The organism is Stenotrophomonas sp. AGC87, from assembly GCF_057333975.1.
Genome location: NZ_JBHFHW010000015.1, coordinates 180,304 through 200,577, shown reverse-complemented (window position 1 = coordinate 200,577; position 20,274 = coordinate 180,304). Strand labels below are relative to the sequence as shown.

Genomic DNA, 20,274 nt, shown 5'->3' with positions numbered 1-20,274 from the left:
CGGGCCCCCCCCACGTCATGTACGGAGTTTCCATGCGACGCCGATCCAGCCTCACCCTGCTGCTGTCCCTGCTGCCCACGCTTGCCCTGGCCCAGGTCCGCACCCCGCCACCGGCGGTCAGCGAACCGCTGCGCGAGGTGCCGGCCAGCGTGCGCGCGCAGCCGCTCTCGCAGGGTGAGGTGACCCATCAGGTGACGCTGGCCGCACCGGCCGGCGAAGCCGAGGTGACGGTGCGTTCGGTGCAGCCCGTGAGCGTGGTCGGTCAGTACCGCATCGCGTTCGCGGCGCTGGATGTCGACGGCGATGGCTTCATCAGCCGCGCCGAGGCGCAGGCCAACCCGACGCTGGCCGATGAATTCAACGCGCTGGACGTGAAGCGGCGCGGCAAGCTGGACCGCGCCGATCTGGCCGGCTGGCTGATCGACTGAGCGCGCGGGTCACAACCCCGCCGCACGCTTCCAGAACATCGATACCAGCGGCGGCAGCTTGCCGGCGCAGCCCAGCGCGCGACCGCGCGCCAGGGTCAGGTGCATCTCATCATTGGAGAACACCGTGTTGATCGCATCGAAACTGTACGCAGCGACGGTGTTTTCACTGCGGCGTTCGCGTGCCCAGCGCTGCAGGCGGTGCGGTGACATCCAGTCCTGGCGGCGCTGCTGTGCAGCCAGCACCATCGTCCGCAACGCGGCGACATCGCGCAGGCCGAGATTGACGCCCTGCCCGGCCAGCGGATGCACCACATGCGCCGCATCACCCAGCGCGAGCACGCGACCGGCGACGTAGCCGGTCGCCAATTGGCGGCGCAGCGGGAAGGCCGCGCGCTTGGAGGCCAGGGTCATCGCCCCCAGCCGCCCGGCAAAGGCATGGGTGAGCTCACGACCGAAGGCGGCCTCATCGAGCGCCAGCACGCGCTCGGCCTCGGCCTCGGGCAGCGTCCACACGATCGAACTGCGCTGCGCGCTGATCGGCAGGACCGCCAGCGGGCCGGTCACCAGGAAGCGCTGCCACGCCGTGGCTTCATTGTTTTTTTCGGTATCCACGTAGGCAACCACGCCACGCTGGCCGTAATCCTGGCGGGTCACCGCCAGCCCGGCCAGACGGCGCAGGGTGGATTCGGCGCCGTCGGCGGCGATCGCCAGCGAGGCGTCGAGCCGACGGCCGTCGTCCAGGCGCAGGCGCACCCCGCTGGCGTCCTGCTCCAGCGCTTCCACCCGCGCCGGGCAGCACAGCTGCACGCCGGCCGCGGGCAGCGCCGCCCACAGGCGGTCCACCAGCAGATCGTTCTCGATGATCCAGCCCAGTTGTTCGCGGCCGAGCGTATCGGCGTCGAAGCGCAGCTCATCGCCACCGGCCGCATCCCAGACCCGCATGCGGCGGTAGGCACAGGCGCGTGCGGCAGTCACCGCCGGCCACACGCCGAGCGCGGCCAGCAGCTGGGCATTGTCCGGCGCGAACGCATACACGCGCAGATCCGGTTGCTGCGGTTGCCAGGCGGCAGGCTCGCGGCCTTCCACCAGCGTCACCGACAGCCCGGCATCGGCCAGGGCCAAGGCACAGGCCGCGCCGACCACGCCGCCGCCGACCACCACGACATCCTGCGGGCGCCGGCTCACAGGCCGGCTCCGCGGCACAGCGCCGGCACCTGGCCGCGGAAGCCCATCGCGCCACCGACCAGCATCGACTGCATCGGCGTGGCCTGCGCGGCCAACAACCCGAGCGAACGCAGCGGCCGCATCAGCGGTGCCGGGTTGCTGGTCAGGCGTGCCAGCCCGCCGGAGAAGGCGATGGTCTGCTCGCGGTCTTCCAGACGTCGTGCCACGTGTTCGCGCAGCAGCGCATCGCTGCCGGCATCGTCGGCCTCGGCGACCAGCTCGGCCAGGGTCAGCGCATCGCGCAGGCCCAGGTTGAAGCCCTGTGCGCCCAGCGGATGGATGGTCTGTGCGGCATTGCCAAGCAGGACGGCACGCTCGCCGACCAATGCCTGCGACAGCACCTGGACCAACGGATACGCGCTGCGCGGCCCGCTCTCCAGCAACCGGCCGGCACGCCAGCCGATCGCGCCCTGCAGGCGGCTCACCCAGGCGGCATCGTCCAGCGCCATCACCGCTTCGGCCTGCTCGCGGGCAACGCCGTGCACCGCGCCGAAGTGGCGGTCACCACGCGGCAGCAGTGCGGTCGGGCCGGTGTCAGTGAAGCGCTCGTACGCGGTGCCGTCCGGCGCACGCGCGGCGCGCACCCGCGACACGAACAGGGTCTGTTGGAAATCATGTTCGTCCACGCCGATGCCCAGCGCGTCGCGCACGCCACTGCGGGTGCCATCAGCACCCACCACCAGGCGGGCCAACAGGCAGCGCTCACCGCTGTCATCGGCGATGAACACCTGGCGGTAGCCATCCACCGTGGCGCCCAGGCGCACGAACCGGGCCGGACGATAGCGGGTCAGGTGGGTCAGCGTGTCCAGCCGCGCTTCCAGCGCCTGGCCGAAATCGCGGGCCACCACCACCTGGCCGAACCACGGGCGCTGGTACTGCGCGGCCTCCATCTGCACCCGGCCGAAATCGCCGGCGCGGCTGACATGGATGCGCGTGATCGCGCCCGGCGCAGCGGCCAGCCTCTGCATCACGCCCAGCGCGGTCAGCGCATTGACGGTGGCGGCAGCAAAACTGAGGTTGCGCTGGTCGAACACCGCCGGCAGCGTGCCCAGCGGCGACGCCTCGACCAGACCGACATCGCGGCCGGCACGGTCCAGGGCGATGGCCAGGCTGGCACCGACCAGCCCGCCACCTACGATCACTACATCATGTCGTTCACTCATGCCCGCCATGATAAGGGTTCGCCCGTTCCGGCGGCGTGCGGCGGGCTGCCGCAGCAGGCGCTAGAATGAATGCCTGCCCCTACCCGTCACCGCCATGACCTCCACTGCCCAACGCGCCTTCGTCCTGTCCGTGCTCGTGCTGCTGATGGCGGCGACCCGGGTCAATCATTTCGCGGCGATTCCGGATGCGTCCTGGGCGGTGTTCTTCATCGGCGGCTTCTACCTGCGCCAGTGGACCCGCTGGGCGTTCCCCCTGCTGATGGCGCTGGCGGTGCTGGTCGACTGGATCGTGATCCGCCGCAGCGGCCTGGATTTCTGGCAGCACTACTGCGTCTCCCCCGGCTACTGGATGCTGCTTCCGGCGTACTTCGCCATGTGGAGCGGCGGCATGCTCCTGCGCGGCGGCTACCACGGTGCTACCTGGGCCGCGCTGGGCAAGGGCGCGCTGTTGCTGGTCGCGGCGGTGGCGGTCTGTCATCTGTTTGCCCAGGGCGGCTTCTACTGGACCAGTGACAACGTGGCCGCCCCTACCGTCGATGGCTGGGCGAAGAACTACGGCGACTGGTTCCTGCCCTACCTGCGCACCGCCGCGGTCTACGTCGGCCTGGCCGCCGCCCTGCAGCTGGCGACCGAACAGGTCGGCAAGCTGCTGCAGGCGCGCCGCGACGTGCTGCACTGAGCGCGGCCGGGCTCGCCGATGGGTAACCGCCTTTCCCGTATCTATACGCGCACCGGTGACGATGGCAGCACCGGGCTGGGCGATGGCAGCCGCGTGGCCAAGGACGACGCCCGCGTCGCCGCCTACGGCACCGTTGATGAGGCCAACTCGGCGCTCGGGGTGCTGCTCGCGGCGCCGCTGCCCGACGACATCCGCGCCCTGCTGACCGTGATCCAGCACCAGCTGTTCGATCTGGGCGGCGAGCTGTGCATCCCCGGTCATGCCGCCATCCACGCCGCCGACATCGAGGCGCTGGAGCACCAGCTGGACCACTACAACGCCGATCTGCCGGTGTTGAAGGAGTTCATCCTGCCGGCCGGTGGCGAAGCGGCGGCGCGCTGCCACCTGGCCCGCACCATCGTGCGCCGCGCCGAGCGCGAGACGGTCACGCTGGCGCGCCGGGAGACGGTCCGCCCGGAAGCACTGCATTACCTCAACCGCCTGTCGGACCTGCTGTTCGTGCTCGCGCGCGTGCTGGCCCGCGCCGACGGCCACGGCGAGGTGCTCTGGCGCCACGAGCGCCGCCACGCCTGAGCGGCGCTGCCGCCCCACCCGGATATCCTGCCCGCATGCTGGTTTTCACCCACCCCGCCTGTCTGCAACACGATCCCGGCCGCGGCCCCCCCGAATGCCCGGCGCGCCTGCAGGGGGTGCTCGATGCGCTCAAGGCCGCCTATCCGGACCAGCTGGATTGGCGGGAGGCGCCCCCGGCCAAGCTCGGTGAGCTGGCCCGGGTCCATGACAGCGAACTGATCGATCTGGTCCTCAAGCCGCAGACCGAGCCGCTGCGCCTGATCGACATGGACACCATGACCTCGCCCGGCTCGGCCAGTGCGGCCCTGCATGCGGCCGGTGCCGGCGTGGCGGCGGTCGATGCGGTGATGCTCGGCCAGGACCCGGTCGCGTTCTGCGCGGTGCGCCCGCCGGGCCACCATGCCAGCGCCAACACGGCGATGGGCTTCTGCCTGTTCAACAACATCGCCATCGCCGCGGCCTACGCCCGCGACCGCTATGGACTGGAGCGGATCGCCATCGTCGATTTCGACGTGCACCACGGCAACGGCACCCAGGACATCTTCATCGCCGATCCCGGGGTGGCCTACTACAGCACCCACCAGGCCGGGCTGTTCCCCAATTCCGGCCTCCGCCGCGACCGCGGGGCGGGCAACCTGATGAACATCCTGCTGCCGCCGGGCAGTGGCGGCTTCCGTTTCCGCAACACCTGGGCCGACGAAATGCTGCCGGCCATCGATGATTTCCGCCCGCAGCTGCTGCTGATCTCGGCCGGCTTCGATGCGCACATGCGCGACCCGCAGGCCGACCTGATGCTGGAAACCGAGGATTTCGCCTGGATCACCGCTGAGCTGCGCGGGCTCGCCCGCCGCCACGGCGCCGGCCGGATCGTGTCGATGCTCGAGGGCGGATACGACCTGCAGGCCTTGGCCGAGTGCAGCGTGGCCCATGTCGGCCAGCTGCGCTGAGCCGCGCGGGCCGGGCCTTCGAATGAACCCGGCCCCCTGCGTGGGCGGGACCTTCATTGCCCCTATGCAAGGGATGGGGCAAGCTACGATCCGTTTTCGCCCGAATCCGATACCGCGTGCGCCGAGCCCTCCGCCTGCTGCCCCTCCCCCTCAGTATCGCCATCTGCCTGCCGGCCCTGGCCGACGACAAGCCGGTGAACTGGGGCCTGTGCCCGGTGACCGACGTGCTGCCCGTGTTCGACGATGCGCCCAAGGCTGACAAAGCCGCGGCCGCGACGCGTGACCAGCAGCCGACGGACATCGAAGGCGACCAACTGACCGGTACCTCCGTGGTGCCCAACTACCAGGGCAATGTCGCGCTCAAGCGCGGCGACCAGTTCCTGGGCACCGACAACCTGAGCTTCGACACCGAAAGCGGCAACTACATCGCCGAGGGCAACGTCCGCTATCAGGACTCCTCGATCCGGATGAAGGCCAAGCGCGCCGAAGGCAACCAGGAAAGCGACACCCACAAAATCTCCGACATCCAGTACCAGCTGGTGTCCCGCCGGGGCAACGGTGGCGCCGAGTCGATCGATCTGCAGGGCGCGGTGGGCCAGATGCACCGCTCCACCTACACCACCTGCGATCCCTCGCAGCCGGTATGGAAGCTCTCGGCACCGCAGATCGAGGTCGATAACGACGCCGGCTTCGGTACCGCACGCAACGCCGTGCTGCGTATCGGCAAGGTGCCGGTGCTGTGGGCACCGTATTTCAAGTTCCCGATCGACGACCGCCGCCAGACCGGCCTTCTGTATCCGCAGGTGGGCCTGTCCGGCCGCAACGGCTTCGACTACACCCAGCCGATCTACCTGAACCTGGCGCCGAACTTCGACGACACCCTGATGCCGCGCTACATGAGCAAGCGCGGCTTCATGCTCGACAACGAATTCCGCTATCTCTACGACGGTGGCCGCGGCGAGCTGCTGACCGCCTACCTGCCCAACGACAAGCTGCGCGACAAGGATCGCGGCCGCGTGGAGTTCAGCGGGTACCACAACATCAACGCCAACTGGCAGGCCCGCGCCAGCCTGGCCTGGGTCAGCGATGAGCGTTACCTGGAGGATTTCTCCAATAAGCTGCTCGGCGTGACCACCTCCAACCTGCAGAGCCAGATCGGCATCTACGGCACCGGTGAGAACTGGACCGGCGGCCTGATGGCCGACTATTGGCAGCTCACCGATTACACCCTGACCGAAAGGTCCCTGCCGTATGCCCGCCAGCCGCGTCTGTTCGTCAATTGGGACAAGCCGCTGCTGCCATGGCTGGAAACCGGTGTGTACGCCGAAGCCGTCAACTTCACCCATCTGGATGTGCATGAGAAGTTCGGCGCCGACCAGGAATACGAGCGCACCGGCGTGTCACGCAGCATGGACGGCGGCTCGCGGCTGGACGTGAAACCGTATGTCTCGATGCCGTTCAGCGGCGCGGCCTGGTACGTCACCCCGACCCTGGCCTATCGCTACACCGGGTACGACCTGGAGCGCGGGCTGGCCGATGACACCCGCTGGCAGAATCTGGTCGCTGCCGGCATCGACCCGGCCACCGCGACCCCGGACCAGCTGCGCGGCAACACCTCGCCGAGCCGCAGCCTGCCCATCGGCACCATTGACGCCGGCCTGTTCTTCGATCGGGAAACCACCATCGGCGACACGCGCTTCCTGCACACGCTGGAGCCGCGCCTGTTCTATCTGCGTACGCCGTACCGCGACCAGAGCGATCTGCCGGTGTTCGATACGCGTGACTTCACCTTCAGCTGGGGCCAGCTGTTCCGCGATTCGCGCTACTCCGGCGCCGATCGCCAGAACGACGCCAACCAGCTGACCATGGCGGTGAGCACCCGCTTCATCGACCAGGACACCGGCAAGGAGCGCTTCTCCGGCAGCATCGGCCAGATCCTGTACTTCGATGATTCGCGGGTCACGCTCAACAGCAGTGAAACGCCGGTCGAGCAGGGCAAGTCGGCCTGGATCGCCGATACGAACTACATGATCAACGACCGCTGGACCCTGGGTGCCACCTATCAGTGGGATCCCAAGTACAAGCGTGAGGATCTGGCCAGCGTGCGCGCGCGCTACCTCATGTCCAACGACGGCATCGTCAACCTGACCTACCGCAGCCGCTTGAATCCGCAGGCCTCGACCACGGCGACCCGCCGCGACCGGACGCTGCTGGAGCAGGCCGACCTGTCCTTCCTCTACCCGCTCAACGAGCGCTGGAGCCTGGTCGGACGCTATTACTACTCCATCCAGGACCGCGCCCCGCTGGAAATCATCGGCGGTGTGCAGTGGGACAGCTGCTGCCTGGCCGTTCGCGCCATCGCCCGCCGCTACGTGCGCAACCGCGAGGGTGAACTCAACAACTCCTTCCAGATTGAGTTCGTGCTCAAGGGCCTGAGCTCCATCGGCCAGAACACGGACCGCACCTTGCGCCGTGCTATTCTCGGGTACTACCGAGACGACCTCTATCTGGTGCCGCCCAGCAACACCGGTGCAGCCCGCGACGACTACGATCCGAATCAGATCCCATGACCAAGACCCTTCCCGTACTCCTCGCCTCCCTGCTGGCGGTCTCCTCCGCGACGGCCCCGTTGCAGGTGCTGGCCCAGCAGAGTCAGCAGCTGGACCGCATCGCGGCGATCGTCGATGAGGACGTCGTGCTGCAGAGCGAACTGGACCGCGCCGTCCAGAACATCAAGGCGCAGTACGCCGGTCGTGAGAACCAGCTGCCGCCCGATGACGTGCTCAGCCGCCAGGTGCTCGAGCGCCTGGTGCTGGTGAAGCTGCAGGTGGCGCGTGCCGAGAGCAGCGGCATCAAGGTCAGCGATCAGGAACTGAACCAGGCCATCAACGCCATCGCCCAGCAGAACGGCTCCACCCTGGATGCCCTGCGCCAGCGTCTGGCCAGCGACGGTCTGGATTTCAATGACTTCCGCAATTCGGTGCGTGACGAGATCACCGTCCAGCGCCTGCGCCAGAGCTTCGCGCAGAGCCGCATCACCGTCAGCGAAGGCGAAGTGGATGGCGCGCTCAAGCAGCAGGCCACCGTGGGCACCCAGTACCACCTGGCCCACATCCTGATCGGCCTGCCGGAAGGCGCCACCGCCGAGCAGATCACCACCGGCCAGAAGAAGGCCGATGGCGTCAAGGCACTGCTGGACAAGGGCGAGCTCGACTTCAACGCGGCCGCCGTCCGTTATTCGGACAGCCCCAACGCGCTGGAAGGCGGCGACCTGGGCTGGCGTTCGCTGGATGAAATCCCGAATGCCTTCGCGCAGATGATGAAAGAGATGAAGTCTGGCGACGTGGTCGGCCCGCTGCGTGGCCCCAGTGGTTTCCAGCTGCTGAAGCTGGTCGAGGTGCGTGATGCCAGCGCGGCCGCTGACGGCGGTCACACCATCACCGAATACCACGCCCGTCATATCCTGGTCCGCATCACCGACCAGCAGGACAATGCCGCGGCCAAGGCCAAGATCGACACCCTGCGTGCCCGCATCGCCGGCGGCGCCGAGTTCGATGCAGTGGCCAAGGAATCCTCGGAAGACAACAACAGCAAGGGCCAGGGCGGCGATCTGGGCTGGTTCCCGGCCGATGCCTTCGGTCCGGACTTCGGCAAGCAGGTTGAGGGCATCACCGACGGCGGCGTGAGCCAGCCGTTCCGTACCGATGCCGGCTGGCACATCGTCCAGCGCGTCGCCACGCGCCAGACCGATGCCACCACCGACAACCAGCGCGCCCAGATCCGTGAAACGATCGGCCGCCGCAAGCTGGAGGAAGAGTACAACCGCTTCCTGCAGGAACTGCGTGGCGAAGCCTACGTGGATATGCGCGGCTATGCCCCGGGTGCCGCGGCGACCACGCCGCCGCAGTCCTGATCCATGCTCCCGCAGCTCGCGCTGGTACCGGGCGAGCCGGCGGGGATCGGCCCGGAGCTCTGCCTCCGTCTGATCCAGCAGCCGCGCACCGATTGCCGGCTGCTGGCCTTCGCCGACCCGGACACGCTGCAGGCTGCCGCCGCTGCGCTGTCGCTGCCCCTGCAGCTCCTGCCTGAAGACGCCATCGCCCGCCAGCCGGGCGATCTGCCGTTGCGCGCGGTCCCCAATGCCGTGCCCTCGCGCTTCGGCACGCCGGATCCTGCCAACGCCGCGGCCGTGATCGGCGCGCTGCGCCAGGCCGGGCAGGCCTGCCTGTCCGGTGAACTTGCCGGCGTGGTCACCGGCCCGGTGCACAAGGCGGTCATCAACGAGGGCGGCATCGCCTACAGCGGCACCACCGAACTGCTGGCCGACCAGGCCCGTACCCCGGTGGTGATGATGCTCGCCAATGACATCGTCCGGGTCGCCCTGGCCACCACCCACCTGCCGTTGCGCGCGGTGGCCGATGCGATCACGGCCGATGGGCTGGCACTCACCCTGCAGATCGTCCACGACGCCCTGCAGCGCGATTTCGGCCTGGCCTCGCCGCGCATTGCCGTGCTCGGGCTCAACCCGCACGCTGGCGAAGACGGTCATCTGGGCCGCGAAGAACTGGACCTGATCATCCCGCTGCTGGCGCGCCTGCGCGCCCAGGGCATGGACCTGGTCGGGCCGCTGCCGGCCGACACCGCCTTCCTGCCGGCCAAGCTGGCCGGGTTCGACACGGTGCTGGCCATGTACCACGACCAGGGCCTGCCGGTGCTCAAGTACAGCGGCTTCGAGCAGGCCGTCAACATCACCCTGGGCCTGCCCTACCCGCGCGTCGCGGTCGACCATGGCACCGCCCTGGATCTGGCCGGCCGCGGCCTGGCCGCCCCTTCCAGCCTCCTCGCTGCCACCGCGCTGTGTGCCCGGCTGGCGCGTCAACGTACACTGGTGCCATGACTTCTTCGTATTCCTCCTCCGGCGCGCCCGGTTTCTCCGGCCCCGCCAAGAAGCAGCTCGGCCAGCACTTCCTTGCCGACCGCAGCTACATCGACAAGATCGTGCTGGCGGTCAGCCCGAAAGACGGCGACCGCCTGGTCGAGATCGGCCCGGGCCAGGGCGCCATCACCCTGCCGCTGCTGCGCCGCCACCCGAAGCTGACCGTGATCGAGTTCGATCGCGATCTGGTCGGCCCGCTGGCCGCCGCCGCCGAACCGCTGGGCGAGATGACCATCATCCACCGCGACGTGCTGCAGGTGGATTTCACCGAGCTGGCCGCCGGCAGCCCGATCCGCCTGGTCGGCAACCTGCCCTACAACATCTCCTCGCCGATCCTGTTCCATGCGCTGGACCACGCGGCGGTGATCACCGACATGCACTTCATGCTGCAGAAGGAAGTGGTCGACCGCATGGCCGCCGATCCGGGCAGCAAGGTGTATGGCCGGCTGAGCGTGATGCTGCAGGCATTCTGCAAGGTGACCTCGCTGTTCGTGGTGCCGCCGGGTGCGTTCCGTCCGCCGCCCAAGGTCGATTCGGCGGTGGTGCGGCTGGTCCCCCGGGATCCGGCCACGATCGGCATCCTGGACCGCAAGCGCTTCGCCCACGTGGTCAAGGCCGCGTTCGGGCAGCGCCGCAAGACCCTGCGCAATGCGCTGCAGAACGTCTGCACGCCCGAGCAGTTCGAAGCGGCCGGCGTGCGCAGCGATGCTCGGGCCGAGCAGCTGGACGTGGCGCAGTTCATCGCGCTGGCCAACGTCCCGTACGAGGCTGACGCGCCGCAAGGCTGAGCGCGCCACCTCGTGGCCCTCACCGGCCGCGCGCACGTAGAACCGCCTGACATCCATGACGGGGGCGCTGCCAGCTTGGGCAGCACTCATCTCATCGTGCACAACATTCACTAAACTGCCTGCATGAACGACGCTGCAAACTACGCGATCTCCGTCGAGGTCGCCCCCCGCTTCCTCGATGACCAGTCCACCCCGGAGGACGGCCGCTACGCGTTCGCCTATACGATCCGCATCCTCAACCGGGGCCGCGTCGCGGCACGGCTGGTGGCGCGCCACTGGCGGATCACCGATGCCAATGGCCGCATCGAGCATGTCGACGGCGACGGGGTGATCGGCGAGCAGCCGCGGCTGCGCCCCGGTGAAGACTTCCGTTACACCTCCGGTGTCATGCTGGAGACCGAGCACGGCACGATGCAGGGGCACTACGACATGGTGGCCGATGACGGCACCGAGTTCGCCGCCCCCATCGCGCCGTTCGTCCTGACCGTTCCGCGCACACTGCACTGATGGAGGCGCACGCATGAGTGTCTGGGCCATCGGCGACCTGCAGGGCTGCTACGACGTCACCCAGCGGTTGCTGGAAAAAATCAACTTCGACCCCGCCGTCGACAAGCTGTGGTTCTGCGGCGATCTGGTCAACCGCGGTGGGCAGTCGCTGGAAACCCTGCGCCTGGTCCATTCGCTGCGCGAGAGCAGCGTGATCGTGCTGGGCAACCACGACCTGTCCCTGCTCGCGGTCGGTGCACGCACCGAGGAAGAGCAGCGCAAGGTCAACCCGGATCTGCTGCGCATCGTGCAGGCCGAGGACCGCGACGAACTGCTGGAATGGCTGCGTCTGCAGAAGCTGGCCCATGTGGACCGCGAGCTGGGCTGGATGATGATCCACGCCGGGCTGGCCCCGAAGTGGACCACCCAGCTGGCCGAAAAGCATGCCCGCGAGGTCGAGCAGCAGCTGCACGGCAGCGGCTACCGCAAGCTGTTCCGCAACATGTATGGCGACAAGCCCAGCTGGTCCCCCGGGCTGGCCGGCTACGACCGCTCCCGCGCGATCATCAATCTGTTCACCCGGATGCGTTACTGCACCCCGCGAGGCCGGATCGGGATCGAAGACAAGGGCACGCCGGGCACGCAGGAACAGGGCTTGTACCCCTGGTTCGAAGTGCCGGGCCGCGCCGAGCGCGATCTGAAGATCGTCTGCGGGCATTGGTCCGCCCTCGGCCTGACCATCACCCAGGGCGTGCATGCCATCGATACCGGCGCGGTCTGGGGTGGCAAGCTCACCGCACTGCAGCTGGATACCGAAGAACTGCGCGTGGTGCAGGTGCCGGGCCGCGATGTGCCCAAGCCGGTGTCCGCGCCGCGTCCGCCGGCTCGCCGCCCGGCCGCCGAGGGTGCGCAGCCAAACGGGCGTCCACCGCGCCAGGGCCAAGGCCAGGGGCGCGACCGTGGCCGGGGCGGCCAGGGCCGACAGGGCGGTGGTGCGAAGCCCGCGCAGAACGCCGAGCAGCAGCCGCAGCAACAGCTGCAGAACAACGACGTCACCAGCGACGCCGAATGAGCCGCAGGCCGGTCAGTGCGACCGGCCTGCCTGCAGCGCGCGCTCAGGCGCGGCGGTAATCCACGAAATCGAACGCGAACGCGTGCCGCTCGTCGGCCGCGTGGTGTTCGCGTGCCACCTCCACCCACAGCGCCGGATCGACCGGCGGGAAATGGGTATCGGCCGGCACGGTGGTCTGCACCCAGGTCAGGTGCAGATCGGTGGCCTGGGCCATGGCCAGGCGATAGATCTCGCCGCCACCGATGACGCACAGCTCTTCCGCCCCGGCAGCGCCCGCTGCCTGCAGCGCCTGCTCGATCGAGGCCACCGCGTGCATGCCGTCGAACGGCACCTGGCCGCTGCGGGTCAGCACCAGATTCAAGCGGCCCGGCAAGGCACGGCCGAGCGACTGGGCGGTCTTGCGCCCCATCAGGATCGGCTTGCCGACGGTCAGCGCCTTGAAGCGCTTGAGATCGTCCGGCAGCTTCCATGGCAGGTCGTTGTCACGGCCGATGCCGTGGTCGGTGTCCAGCGCGGCGATCAGGGAGAGCTTCATGCGCGTGTTGCTCACACCGCCACCGGGGCCTTGATCGCCGGGTGCGGGTCGTAGCCATCGATGCGGATGTCATCGAACTGGAAACCGAACAGATCGGTCACCTCGGGGTTCAACCAGAGTTTCGGCAGCGCGCGCGGCTCACGGGCGAGCTGTTCGCGGGCCTGCTCGAAGTGGTTCGAGTACAGGTGCGCATCACCCAGGGTGTGCACGAAATCGCCGACACCCAGCCCGGTCGCCTGGGCCACCATGTGGGTCAGCAGCGCGTAGCTGGCAATGTTGAACGGCACGCCGAGGAAGATGTCGCCGCTACGCTGATACAGCTGGCAGCTGAGCTTGCCGTCCACCACATAGAACTGGAACAGGTTGTGGCACGGCATCAACGCCATCTGCGACAGCTCGCCCACGTTCCAGGCACTGACCACCAGCCGGCGCGAATCCGGGTTGCGCTTGATCTCGTCCACCAGCCACTGCATCTGGTCGATCGCCCCGCCATCGGCGGTGGCCCAGCTGCGCCACTGCTTGCCGTAGATCGGGCCGAGGTCGCCGTTGGCATCGGCCCACTCGTCCCAGATCCGCACCTGGTGGTCCTTCAGATACCCGATGTTGGTATCGCCTTTCAGGAACCACAGCAGCTCATGGATGATCGAGCGCAGGTGCAGTTTCTTGGTGGTGACCAGCGGGAAGCCGTCATTGAGGTTGAAGCGCATCTGCCAACCGAACACGCTGCGCGTCCCGGTGCCGGTGCGGTCGGATTTCTCCGTGCCGTGCTCCAGCACATGTGCGAGCAGGTCGAGATAGGTCTTCATGCCTTGGCGCCTTCGGCGGCGACCGGCAGCACCGGCTGCAGCACCGGCGCGCGGCGCGACAGCACCAGCAGCACCAGGCCGAACACCACCAGCGGCAGGCTCAGCAGCTGGCCCCGTGTGAACCAGTCGAAGGCGAGGTAGACGCCGTTGTCGGGCATGCGCACGAACTCGACCGCGAAGCGGAAGATGCCGTACATCAGCGCGAACAGGCCGGCAATGACGTAGCGGTGGCGCGGCTTGGCCGACACGGCCCACAGCACCACGAACATCACCAGGCCTTCCAGCAGCGCTTCGTACAGCTGCGAGGGATGGCGGGCGTACTGATTGAGCGCGCCGGTGGCGAACTCGGCCTTCAGCGTGGCCAGATCCAGCGCGTTCAACGGCGCCGGCAGGCCGCTGGGAAACACCACGCCCCAGGTGCCATCGGTGTACTTGCCCCACAGCTCGGCGCCGATGAAGTTGCCGATGCGGCCGAAGCCCAGGCCCAACGGGACCAGCGGCGCCATGAAATCGATCGTGTCGAACAGGTGCAGGCGATGCTTGCGCGACCACCACCACGCGGCGAACAGCACGCCGAGCAGGCCACCGTGGAAGCTCATGCCACCGTCCCACACCTTGAACAGCAGCAGCGGGTTGTGCAGGAATTCGGAGGTGGCGTAGAACAGCATGTAGCCCACGCGGCCACCGACGACCACGCCGAGCATCGCGTAGAACAGCAGATCGGAGAAGCCGTTGGCATCGACCCCGGGCAGGCGCCCGGCCGCGATCCGCTTGCGCCCCAGCCACCAGGCAGCGGTGAAGCCGAGCAGGTACATGATGCCGTACCAATGCACCTTGATCGGCCCGAGCGAGATGGCGATGGGGTCGATATCGTGGAAATAGATCATGAAGGGCGCCTTGCAGGGATGCCGATATTCTAGCGCCGCCCGGGAGCGGCCTCGCGGCGGCCCCGATCACGCGATTGCCGGGCTTCAGCCCAGCATCTGCGGCGTGTCCGGCAGGCCGTCATCCTGTGACCCCGGAACGGGCGGATAGTGCCCGGCCAGCAGGCTCGAAACTTCTTCGATCGCCAGCAGCACGCCCTCCTGCAGGGCGCCCTCACGCAGCCGCTGCTGCATGTGCGCGCAGATCGCCTGCCATTGCGCCTCACCGATGCGCCCGCGCAGGCCCCGGTCAGCGACCAGCTCGATGGCATGGTCGGCCAGCAGCAGGTAGATCAATACGCCGTTGTTGTGTTCGGTATCCCAGGTGCGCAGCTGGGCGAAGGCCTGCTCTGCGCGCTGCTGTGCGGTGATGCCCTGCCACAACGCGGCCAGCGCCAGATCCGCTTCCACCGCGAACATCACCTGGCCACCGTGGCGCCGCTCGCCGGCGGTGATCGCATCGGTGATCGCCTGCAGTTGTGCGGGTGGGAAGGCGCGCCGCACCGACGGGGAGAACACGTGCCGGAGCCAGCGCATCACCAGCCTCCCGAGGCGCCACCGCCTCCCGAACGTCCCCCCCCTCCGCCCCAGCCGCCTCCACCGCCGCCGCCGAAGCCACCCCCGCCGCCACCGAACCCGCCACCGAACCCGCCACCGCCCCAGCCACCACCACCCCAGCCGCCACTGCGCGCGAACACGCCGCCGCGACCGGCCGACGTCAGGCCGACCAGCAGGCCCACCACCGCGGCCGCGCCACTGGCGACCACCAGCGAGGTGAACAGGAACGCGGCCACCCCGGCCCCGGCACCGCTTGCCAGCGCGCGCAGCGGTCGCGGCAGCCAGCCCAGGATGCCGCGCAGGAACAGACCGGCAAACAGGCCGATGCCCAGCGCCATCGTCCAGTTGCCACCGGCCGGTGTGTCCTGGGCGCGATGCGTGCTGACCGGCGCGGGCAACGCCTCGCCGTCGATCAGCTTGACCAGCGCGGCGCTGGCGTCGGTGAGGCCACCGGCATAGTCGTTGCTGCGGAAACGCGGGGCCAGGTACTCCTGGATGACCCGATTGGCGATCGCATCCGGGATCGCGCCTTCCAGGCCGTAGCCCGGCTCGATGCGGACCCGGCGATCGTCCTTGGCCACCACCAGCAGCACGCCGTCATCCACGCCCTTGCGGCCGATGGACCACTGCTCGAACACGCGCTGGGTGTACTGCTCGATGGTTTCCGGCGCGGTGGTCGGCACCATCAGGATCTGCAGCTGGCTGCCCTTGCGCTGCTGCAATGCCAACGCCTGCGCTTCCAGGGCCTGGATCTGCGCGGCATCCAGGGTGCCGGTGGTATCCACCACCGGCGAGGACATCGCCGGGATCGCCGCCTGGGTCTGCGCCCAGGCAGGCAGCGCCAGCGCCAGGCAGAGCAGCAACAGGCAGCGCAGCAGGCGCATGGTCACGGGCTCAGTTCGCCGGCTGCGGCTGCGGCTGCTGCTGTGGCGCCTGCGGTGCGGGTGCCGGGGCCGGTTGCTGCGAACCGAACTTGACTGCCGGCGGCTGCGAGATCTGCGCTTCGTTCTCCACCGTGAAGTTCGGCTTGGTGGCATAGCCGAACAGCTTGGCGGTGATCACCTGCGGGAACTGGCGGATGTAGGTGTTGTAGTCCTGCACCATCTGGATATAGCGGCCGCGCGCCACGGTGATGCGGTTCTCGGTGCCTTCCAACTGCGCCTGCAGATCGCGGAAGCCCTGGTCGGACTTCAGGTTCGGGTAGTTCTCGGTGACCACCAGCAGGCGCGACAGCGCACCGCTCAGCTCGCCCTGGGCCTGCTGGAACTGCTTGAGGGAGTCGGCATCGTCGGCATTGACGTTGACCTGCCCCACGCGCGCACGGGCGTTGGTGACATCGGTCAGCACCTGGCGTTCCTGGTTGGCATAGCCTTCCACGGTCTGCACCAGGTTGGGGATCAGATCGGCGCGGCGCTTGTACTGGTTGAGCACCTCGGCCCAACCGGCCTTGACCTGCTCATCCTTCTGCTGGATGGCGTTGTAGCCACAACCGGACAACAGGGAGGCCAGCACGGCCAGGCACAACAAACGGGAGAACGATCGCATGGCCGGCTCCGGATCTCGATGAACGGGATCCGGAGCATGCCACGTCTTGGGTAAAGCGGATGTGGTGCCGACCAACGGTCGGCATCTACCCCCTTACCAGTTGCCGGCACCCGGCACGTTGTGCGCCACGGCGCGGCGGCGCATCAGCAGGTTCAGCCATTCCACCAGCACCGAGAAGCCCATCGCGGCGTAGATGTAGGGCTTGGGCACGTGCACGCTCAGGCCATCCAGGATCAGCACCACGCCGATCAGCAGGATGAAGGCCAGGGCCAGCATCTTCACGGTCGGGTTGGCATCGATGAAGCGGCCCAGCGGGTTGGCGGCCAGCAGCATCACGGCGACCGACAGCAGGATCGCGGCGACCATCACCGGGATGTGGTCGGCGATGCCCACGGCGGTGATCACCGAGTCCAGCGAGAACACGATGTCGATCACGGCGATCTGCGCGATCACCATGCCGAACACGGCCGAGGCCTTGGTGGTGGTCGGGTCTTCGTCTTCGCCGCCGGTGATCAGCTCGCGGATCTCCATGGTGCCCTTGATGATCAGGAACAGGCCACCGAGGATCAGCACCAGGTCGCGGATGGAGATGCCCATGCCGGCGATGGTGAACAGGTTGGCTTCCATGTGGGCCAGATAGGCCAGCGAGACCAGCAGCAGGATGCGGGTGATGCAGGCCACCGCGATGCCGAGCTTGCGCGCGAACGGACGGCGCGCCTCGGGCAGCTTGCTCACCGCGATCGAGATGAAGACCAGGTTGTCGATGCCCAGCACGATTTCCAGCGCGCTCAGCGTAAACAGGGTCAACCAGACATTGGGGTCGGACAACAACTCAAGGAACATGGACTTCCATCCTTACAGGGGGGATGACGCGTGTGACGCGTCAGAAGTGTTACGTCAGAAGATCTGCGGCAGCAGGATCAGGGCCCAGCACACCAGTACGTTCATCATCAGCACGAACACAGCGGCCGAGCCCATGTCCTTGGCACGTCCGGCGAGCTCGTGGAATTCGGCACCGTAGCGTTCGATCACCGCCTCGATCGCCGAGTTGGCCAGTTCCATGGCCAGCACCAGCAACACCGAGCCGATCATCAGTGCACGCTCCACCGGGGTCTGGCCAAGCCAGAGCGCCAGCGGGGCGAGCACGATCAGCAGGTAGACCTCCAGCCGGAACGAGGACTCGTGCAGCCAGGCCGCACGCAGCCCCTGCCACGACCAGACCGCGGCCTTGAAAATGCGCTTTGGGCCGCGCGGGAGGTGCCCGATTTCATCCGCCATGGGCAATCACCCCGGTCGGCAATGCGGGCCGGAACGGCAGGAACAGCACACGGCAGACAGTCATGGGCATCGCTGAATGGGGCAGGCAATCGCTCATTTTGCCATAAGCCGGCCGGGGCATTGTCGAAGGCGGCCAACGCCCGTCCGTGGTAAAGCGCGGCGTGGCGGCAGCTTTTATGATGGACGCCTGCCCGTCCGGGCACCCGAGCGGGTGCCCCACCCCAGGAGTTGCCCATGCTGCACCGCCGTGCCCGTCCCCTTCTGCTCGCCCTTGCCCTGGGCGCCGCCCTGCCCGCGTTGGCCCGTACCCCGGCCCCCGCTGCGCCGCAGGTGCCGCCCCAGGTCTCCAACGTGGCCTGGGCCGGCGACATGGCGCAGTTCGCGGCCCAGGACGCGACCAGCCCGCCCCCGCGCGGCGGCATCGAGTTCATCGGCAGCTCCTCGATCCGCATGTGGGAGAGCCTGGCCACCGATTTCCCGGGCCAGCCGGTGTTCAACCGCGGCTTCGGCGGCTCGGAAGTGCGCGACAGCACCTGGTATGCCGACCGCATCGTGATCCCGTATGCGCCGTGCAAGGTGTTCTTCTATGCCGGCGACAACGACCTCAACAGCGGCCGCAGCCCGGCCCAGGTCCACGACGACGTGGTCGCCTTCGTCAAGCGCGTGCACCGCGACCTGCCCAGCACCACGGTGGAGTACATCTCGATCAAGCCCAGCCCCTCACGCGCCAACCTGCTGCCGGCGATCAACGAGGCCAACGCGATGATCAAGGCCGCGCTGGCCACGCTGCCCAACACCGGCTACACCGATGTCTACACGCCGATGCTCGGTGCCGACGGCCAGCCGCGCGCCGCGCTGTTCCGCGAGGACATGCTGCACATGACGCCGGAAGGCTATGCGATCTGGCGCAAAGCGCTGGCGCCCAAGGTGCAGTGCAACTGAGCCACGCCGGGAGGCGCAGCGCCTCCCCGACTCAGCGGTAGTGGATCGTGGCCTGGGTACCCTGCCCGGGCTCGCTGGTCAGGGCGATCTTCCAGCCGAAGCGGTCGCACAGCCGGCGCACGATCGACAGCCCCAGCCCGGTGCCCTGTGGACGGCTGGGCTCGGCACGATAGAACGGCTCGAACGCGCGGCCCAGCGCTTCGGCGGACATGCCGATCCCCGTATCGCGCACGACCACCCGGTCGGCCTCGACGTCGACGTCGATGCGGCCTTCGTCGGTATAGCTGCAGGCGTTGCGCAGCAGGTTGCTGACCACTACCTGCAGCACCCGCGGCGGTGCGTGCAGCATCACCGGGCCATTGCTGTGCAGGTGGATCTCCACGGGCCTCCCGGCGATCAGCTCGCGGGCGTTGTCGACCTCGTAGCGGACGATCTCGTTGACGTCGAACAGCTCGACCTGCGGCTCGACATCGGCCTCGCGGGCGAGGATCAGGAAGGCATCGATCACCGCCTCCATGTCACGCCCGGCGCGCTGGATGCGCTGCAGGCCGCGGCGCAGGCGCGGGGTCATGTCCTGATCGCCCAGCGCCATGTCGCTGGCCACCCGGATCACGGTCAGCGGGGTGCGCAGCTCATGGCTGGCATCACGGGTGAAGTTGCGCTCGCGCGCGACGTGCGCGGTGACCTTGGTGGCCAGCGAGTGCAGCGCGGCGGCCAGCTGGCGGGTCTCGCCCTGCATGTCCGCTGGCAGCTTGCCCGGCGCCAGATCGGCCGCTTCCGGATGCCCGGGGTCCCACCGCGAGACGCGCCGGGCCAGCCAGTTCACCGGTGAGACCAGGCGTTTGGAGGCGCGGTAGGTGATCCACGAGGCGCCGTAGACGGCCAGCAGGGTCAGCAGCACCGGCACGATGCCGAACCAGAACGCCAGCATCTCCGCGCGCGAACGCAGGAACACCAGGTACAGGCGCCCTTCCGGACGCGCATCGACCAGCACCAGCTGGTCGTCGTCCTTGAGCTCATGGAAGCCGGGGGTGAGCGTGCGCAGGTTGGCCGGCAGGCTCAGCGGCGACTGCCCGGTCTCGAGCAGGTAACCGCGGATGTTCTGGGTATTGGGCGGCGGCTGCACCGGCGAGGCCTCGTGCAGTTGCCAGTAGTAGCCGGCCTCTTCCTGCAGCGCGCTGCTGACCAGGCTGTGCTTGATCACCAACGACACCAGCCAGGCGCCCAGCAGGATGCCCAGGCTGGCGAGCACGGCTTGGAGGATGAAGACGATGCGGATCTTGCGCGGCAGACCGTGCGGCATTACGGGGTCCAGGGCGGTTCGCGGCGATTATAGGAAAGCTTGCCGTGAGTCCATCGTGCAAACCATGACAACGGCCCCGCAGATGCCG

At 68.2% G+C, this 20,274-nt stretch carries 22 protein-coding genes; 11 read left to right on the top strand and 11 right to left on the bottom strand.

What is annotated here, in order from left to right:
• The first annotated feature begins 32 nt into the window (after positions 1 to 32).
• A complete protein-coding gene (locus ACE026_RS07015; protein ID WP_486038503.1) occupies positions 33 to 428 on the top strand; it encodes an EF-hand domain-containing protein in 396 nt (131 codons plus the stop codon).
• A 9-nt stretch (positions 429 to 437) separates the two neighbouring features.
• Here the strand turns inward: ACE026_RS07015 and ACE026_RS07010 are convergent, their stop codons facing one another.
• Entirely contained in the window at positions 438 to 1,613 is a 1,176-nt protein-coding gene (locus ACE026_RS07010) for a UbiH/UbiF family hydroxylase (RefSeq protein ID WP_486038502.1), read from the bottom strand.
• The gene (ubiH, locus tag ACE026_RS07005) at positions 1,610 to 2,815 is read right to left on the bottom strand and encodes a 2-octaprenyl-6-methoxyphenyl hydroxylase (RefSeq protein WP_486038501.1); all 1,206 of its coding nucleotides are present in this window, start codon (positions 2,813 to 2,815) and stop codon (positions 1,610 to 1,612) included. The genes ACE026_RS07010 and ubiH overlap by 4 nt, the downstream gene beginning before the upstream one ends.
• 94 nt (positions 2,816 to 2,909) lie before the next feature.
• On the opposite strand from ubiH, the gene ACE026_RS07000 reads away from it, so the two are divergent.
• The 9 genes from ACE026_RS07000 to ACE026_RS06960 all read left to right on the top strand — a co-directional run bounded on the left by ACE026_RS07000 (position 2,910) and on the right by ACE026_RS06960 (position 12,296).
• The gene (locus ACE026_RS07000; RefSeq protein WP_486038500.1) at positions 2,910 to 3,494 is read left to right on the top strand and encodes a hypothetical protein; all 585 of its coding nucleotides are present in this window, start codon (positions 2,910 to 2,912) and stop codon (positions 3,492 to 3,494) included.
• Positions 3,495 to 3,512: 18 nt separating this feature from the next.
• A complete protein-coding gene (locus ACE026_RS06995; RefSeq protein WP_486038499.1) occupies positions 3,513 to 4,067 on the top strand; it encodes a cob(I)yrinic acid a,c-diamide adenosyltransferase in 555 nt (184 codons plus the stop codon).
• Between the two features lie 35 nt (positions 4,068 to 4,102).
• Complete coding sequence (locus tag ACE026_RS06990; RefSeq protein ID WP_486038498.1) at positions 4,103 to 5,014, top strand: histone deacetylase family protein; 912 nt, start codon at positions 4,103 to 4,105, stop codon at positions 5,012 to 5,014.
• A 116-nt stretch (positions 5,015 to 5,130) separates the two neighbouring features.
• Positions 5,131 to 7,584: an LPS-assembly protein LptD gene (gene lptD, locus ACE026_RS06985; protein ID WP_486038497.1), complete on the top strand. Its 2,454-nt coding sequence runs from the start codon at positions 5,131 to 5,133 to the stop codon at positions 7,582 to 7,584.
• Positions 7,581 to 8,927 (top strand): peptidylprolyl isomerase, encoded by a 1,347-nt coding sequence (locus ACE026_RS06980; RefSeq protein WP_486038496.1) that lies wholly within the window; start codon positions 7,581 to 7,583, stop codon positions 8,925 to 8,927. Before lptD ends, ACE026_RS06980 begins: the two co-directional genes overlap by 4 nt.
• A gap of 3 nt (positions 8,928 to 8,930) precedes the next feature.
• Positions 8,931 to 9,911, top strand: a complete 981-nt coding sequence (pdxA, locus tag ACE026_RS06975) for a 4-hydroxythreonine-4-phosphate dehydrogenase PdxA (protein WP_486038495.1) — start codon at positions 8,931 to 8,933, stop codon at positions 9,909 to 9,911.
• The gene (rsmA, locus tag ACE026_RS06970; protein WP_486038494.1) at positions 9,908 to 10,738 is read left to right on the top strand and encodes a 16S rRNA (adenine(1518)-N(6)/adenine(1519)-N(6))-dimethyltransferase RsmA; all 831 of its coding nucleotides are present in this window, start codon (positions 9,908 to 9,910) and stop codon (positions 10,736 to 10,738) included. The genes pdxA and rsmA overlap by 4 nt, the downstream gene beginning before the upstream one ends.
• A gap of 123 nt (positions 10,739 to 10,861) precedes the next feature.
• The gene (apaG, locus tag ACE026_RS06965) at positions 10,862 to 11,245 is read left to right on the top strand and encodes a Co2+/Mg2+ efflux protein ApaG (RefSeq protein ID WP_121042792.1); all 384 of its coding nucleotides are present in this window, start codon (positions 10,862 to 10,864) and stop codon (positions 11,243 to 11,245) included.
• Between the two features lie 13 nt (positions 11,246 to 11,258).
• A complete protein-coding gene (locus tag ACE026_RS06960) occupies positions 11,259 to 12,296 on the top strand; it encodes a symmetrical bis(5'-nucleosyl)-tetraphosphatase (protein ID WP_486038493.1) in 1,038 nt (345 codons plus the stop codon).
• 43 nt (positions 12,297 to 12,339) lie between these two features.
• Here ACE026_RS06960 and ACE026_RS06955 read toward each other — a convergent pair whose 3' ends face one another.
• From ACE026_RS06955 to ACE026_RS06920, 8 genes are all read right to left on the bottom strand, one after another.
• Entirely contained in the window at positions 12,340 to 12,831 is a 492-nt protein-coding gene (locus ACE026_RS06955) for a dihydrofolate reductase (protein WP_486038492.1), read from the bottom strand.
• A gap of 11 nt (positions 12,832 to 12,842) precedes the next feature.
• Positions 12,843 to 13,637 (bottom strand): thymidylate synthase, encoded by a 795-nt coding sequence (locus ACE026_RS06950; protein ID WP_486038491.1) that lies wholly within the window; start codon positions 13,635 to 13,637, stop codon positions 12,843 to 12,845.
• Positions 13,634 to 14,524 carry a prolipoprotein diacylglyceryl transferase gene (lgt, locus tag ACE026_RS06945; RefSeq protein WP_486038490.1) on the bottom strand — a complete coding sequence of 297 codons (891 nt, stop codon included), beginning with the start codon at positions 14,522 to 14,524 and terminating at the stop codon, positions 13,634 to 13,636. Before lgt ends, ACE026_RS06950 begins: the two co-directional genes overlap by 4 nt.
• 84 nt (positions 14,525 to 14,608) lie before the next feature.
• Complete coding sequence (locus tag ACE026_RS06940) at positions 14,609 to 15,097, bottom strand: TPM domain-containing protein (protein WP_486038489.1); 489 nt, start codon at positions 15,095 to 15,097, stop codon at positions 14,609 to 14,611.
• Positions 15,097 to 16,002 (bottom strand): TPM domain-containing protein, encoded by a 906-nt coding sequence (locus ACE026_RS06935; protein WP_486038508.1) that lies wholly within the window; start codon positions 16,000 to 16,002, stop codon positions 15,097 to 15,099. Before ACE026_RS06935 ends, ACE026_RS06940 begins: the two co-directional genes overlap by 1 nt.
• Positions 16,003 to 16,012: 10 nt before the next feature.
• Positions 16,013 to 16,663, bottom strand: coding sequence for a LemA family protein (locus tag ACE026_RS06930; protein ID WP_486038488.1), 651 nt, complete (start codon positions 16,661 to 16,663; stop codon positions 16,013 to 16,015).
• A 93-nt stretch (positions 16,664 to 16,756) separates the two neighbouring features.
• Positions 16,757 to 17,506, bottom strand: a complete 750-nt coding sequence (locus ACE026_RS06925) for a TerC family protein (RefSeq protein WP_088433998.1) — start codon at positions 17,504 to 17,506, stop codon at positions 16,757 to 16,759.
• Positions 17,507 to 17,560: 54 nt separating this feature from the next.
• Positions 17,561 to 17,941 (bottom strand): diacylglycerol kinase, encoded by a 381-nt coding sequence (locus tag ACE026_RS06920; protein WP_486038487.1) that lies wholly within the window; start codon positions 17,939 to 17,941, stop codon positions 17,561 to 17,563.
• A 234-nt stretch (positions 17,942 to 18,175) separates the two neighbouring features.
• On the opposite strand from ACE026_RS06920, the gene ACE026_RS06915 reads away from it, so the two are divergent.
• Positions 18,176 to 18,883: an SGNH/GDSL hydrolase family protein gene (locus ACE026_RS06915; protein ID WP_486038486.1), complete on the top strand. Its 708-nt coding sequence runs from the start codon at positions 18,176 to 18,178 to the stop codon at positions 18,881 to 18,883.
• A 31-nt stretch (positions 18,884 to 18,914) separates the two neighbouring features.
• Here ACE026_RS06915 and ACE026_RS06910 read toward each other — a convergent pair whose 3' ends face one another.
• Positions 18,915 to 20,186, bottom strand: coding sequence for a sensor histidine kinase (locus ACE026_RS06910; RefSeq protein ID WP_486038485.1), 1,272 nt, complete (start codon positions 20,184 to 20,186; stop codon positions 18,915 to 18,917).
• Positions 20,187 to 20,274: the final 88 nt, after the last annotated feature.

Excerpts from the sequence above, each read along its gene's own strand:
- ACE026_RS06960 (WP_486038493.1), top strand. The coding sequence starts at position 11,259 with ATGAGTGTCTGGGCCATCGGCGACCTGCAGGGCTGCTACGACGTCACC.
- ACE026_RS06950 (WP_486038491.1), bottom strand. The coding sequence starts at position 13,637 with ATGAAGACCTATCTCGACCTGCTCGCACATGTGCTGGAGCACGGCACG.
- lgt (WP_486038490.1), bottom strand. The coding sequence starts at position 14,524 with ATGATCTATTTCCACGATATCGACCCCATCGCCATCTCGCTCGGGCCG.
- ACE026_RS06940 (WP_486038489.1), bottom strand. The coding sequence starts at position 15,097 with ATGCGCTGGCTCCGGCACGTGTTCTCCCCGTCGGTGCGGCGCGCCTTC.
- ACE026_RS06955 (WP_486038492.1), bottom strand. The coding sequence starts at position 12,831 with ATGAAGCTCTCCCTGATCGCCGCGCTGGACACCGACCACGGCATCGGC.
- ACE026_RS06995 (WP_486038499.1), top strand. The coding sequence starts at position 3,513 with ATGGGTAACCGCCTTTCCCGTATCTATACGCGCACCGGTGACGATGGC.
- ACE026_RS06925 (WP_088433998.1), bottom strand. The coding sequence starts at position 17,506 with ATGTTCCTTGAGTTGTTGTCCGACCCCAATGTCTGGTTGACCCTGTTT.
- ACE026_RS06915 (WP_486038486.1), top strand. The coding sequence starts at position 18,176 with ATGCTGCACCGCCGTGCCCGTCCCCTTCTGCTCGCCCTTGCCCTGGGC.
- rsmA (WP_486038494.1), top strand. The coding sequence starts at position 9,908 with ATGACTTCTTCGTATTCCTCCTCCGGCGCGCCCGGTTTCTCCGGCCCC.
- ACE026_RS06980 (WP_486038496.1), top strand. The coding sequence starts at position 7,581 with ATGACCAAGACCCTTCCCGTACTCCTCGCCTCCCTGCTGGCGGTCTCC.
- ACE026_RS06935 (WP_486038508.1), bottom strand. The coding sequence starts at position 16,002 with ATGCGCCTGCTGCGCTGCCTGTTGCTGCTCTGCCTGGCGCTGGCGCTG.
- apaG (WP_121042792.1), top strand. The coding sequence starts at position 10,862 with ATGAACGACGCTGCAAACTACGCGATCTCCGTCGAGGTCGCCCCCCGC.
- ubiH (WP_486038501.1), bottom strand. The coding sequence starts at position 2,815 with ATGAGTGAACGACATGATGTAGTGATCGTAGGTGGCGGGCTGGTCGGT.
- ACE026_RS06920 (WP_486038487.1), bottom strand. The coding sequence starts at position 17,941 with ATGGCGGATGAAATCGGGCACCTCCCGCGCGGCCCAAAGCGCATTTTC.
- ACE026_RS06910 (WP_486038485.1), bottom strand. The coding sequence starts at position 20,186 with ATGCCGCACGGTCTGCCGCGCAAGATCCGCATCGTCTTCATCCTCCAA.
- pdxA (WP_486038495.1), top strand. The coding sequence starts at position 8,931 with ATGCTCCCGCAGCTCGCGCTGGTACCGGGCGAGCCGGCGGGGATCGGC.
- ACE026_RS06990 (WP_486038498.1), top strand. The coding sequence starts at position 4,103 with ATGCTGGTTTTCACCCACCCCGCCTGTCTGCAACACGATCCCGGCCGC.
- ACE026_RS06930 (WP_486038488.1), bottom strand. The coding sequence starts at position 16,663 with ATGCGATCGTTCTCCCGTTTGTTGTGCCTGGCCGTGCTGGCCTCCCTG.
- ACE026_RS07000 (WP_486038500.1), top strand. The coding sequence starts at position 2,910 with ATGACCTCCACTGCCCAACGCGCCTTCGTCCTGTCCGTGCTCGTGCTG.
- ACE026_RS07015 (WP_486038503.1), top strand. The coding sequence starts at position 33 with ATGCGACGCCGATCCAGCCTCACCCTGCTGCTGTCCCTGCTGCCCACG.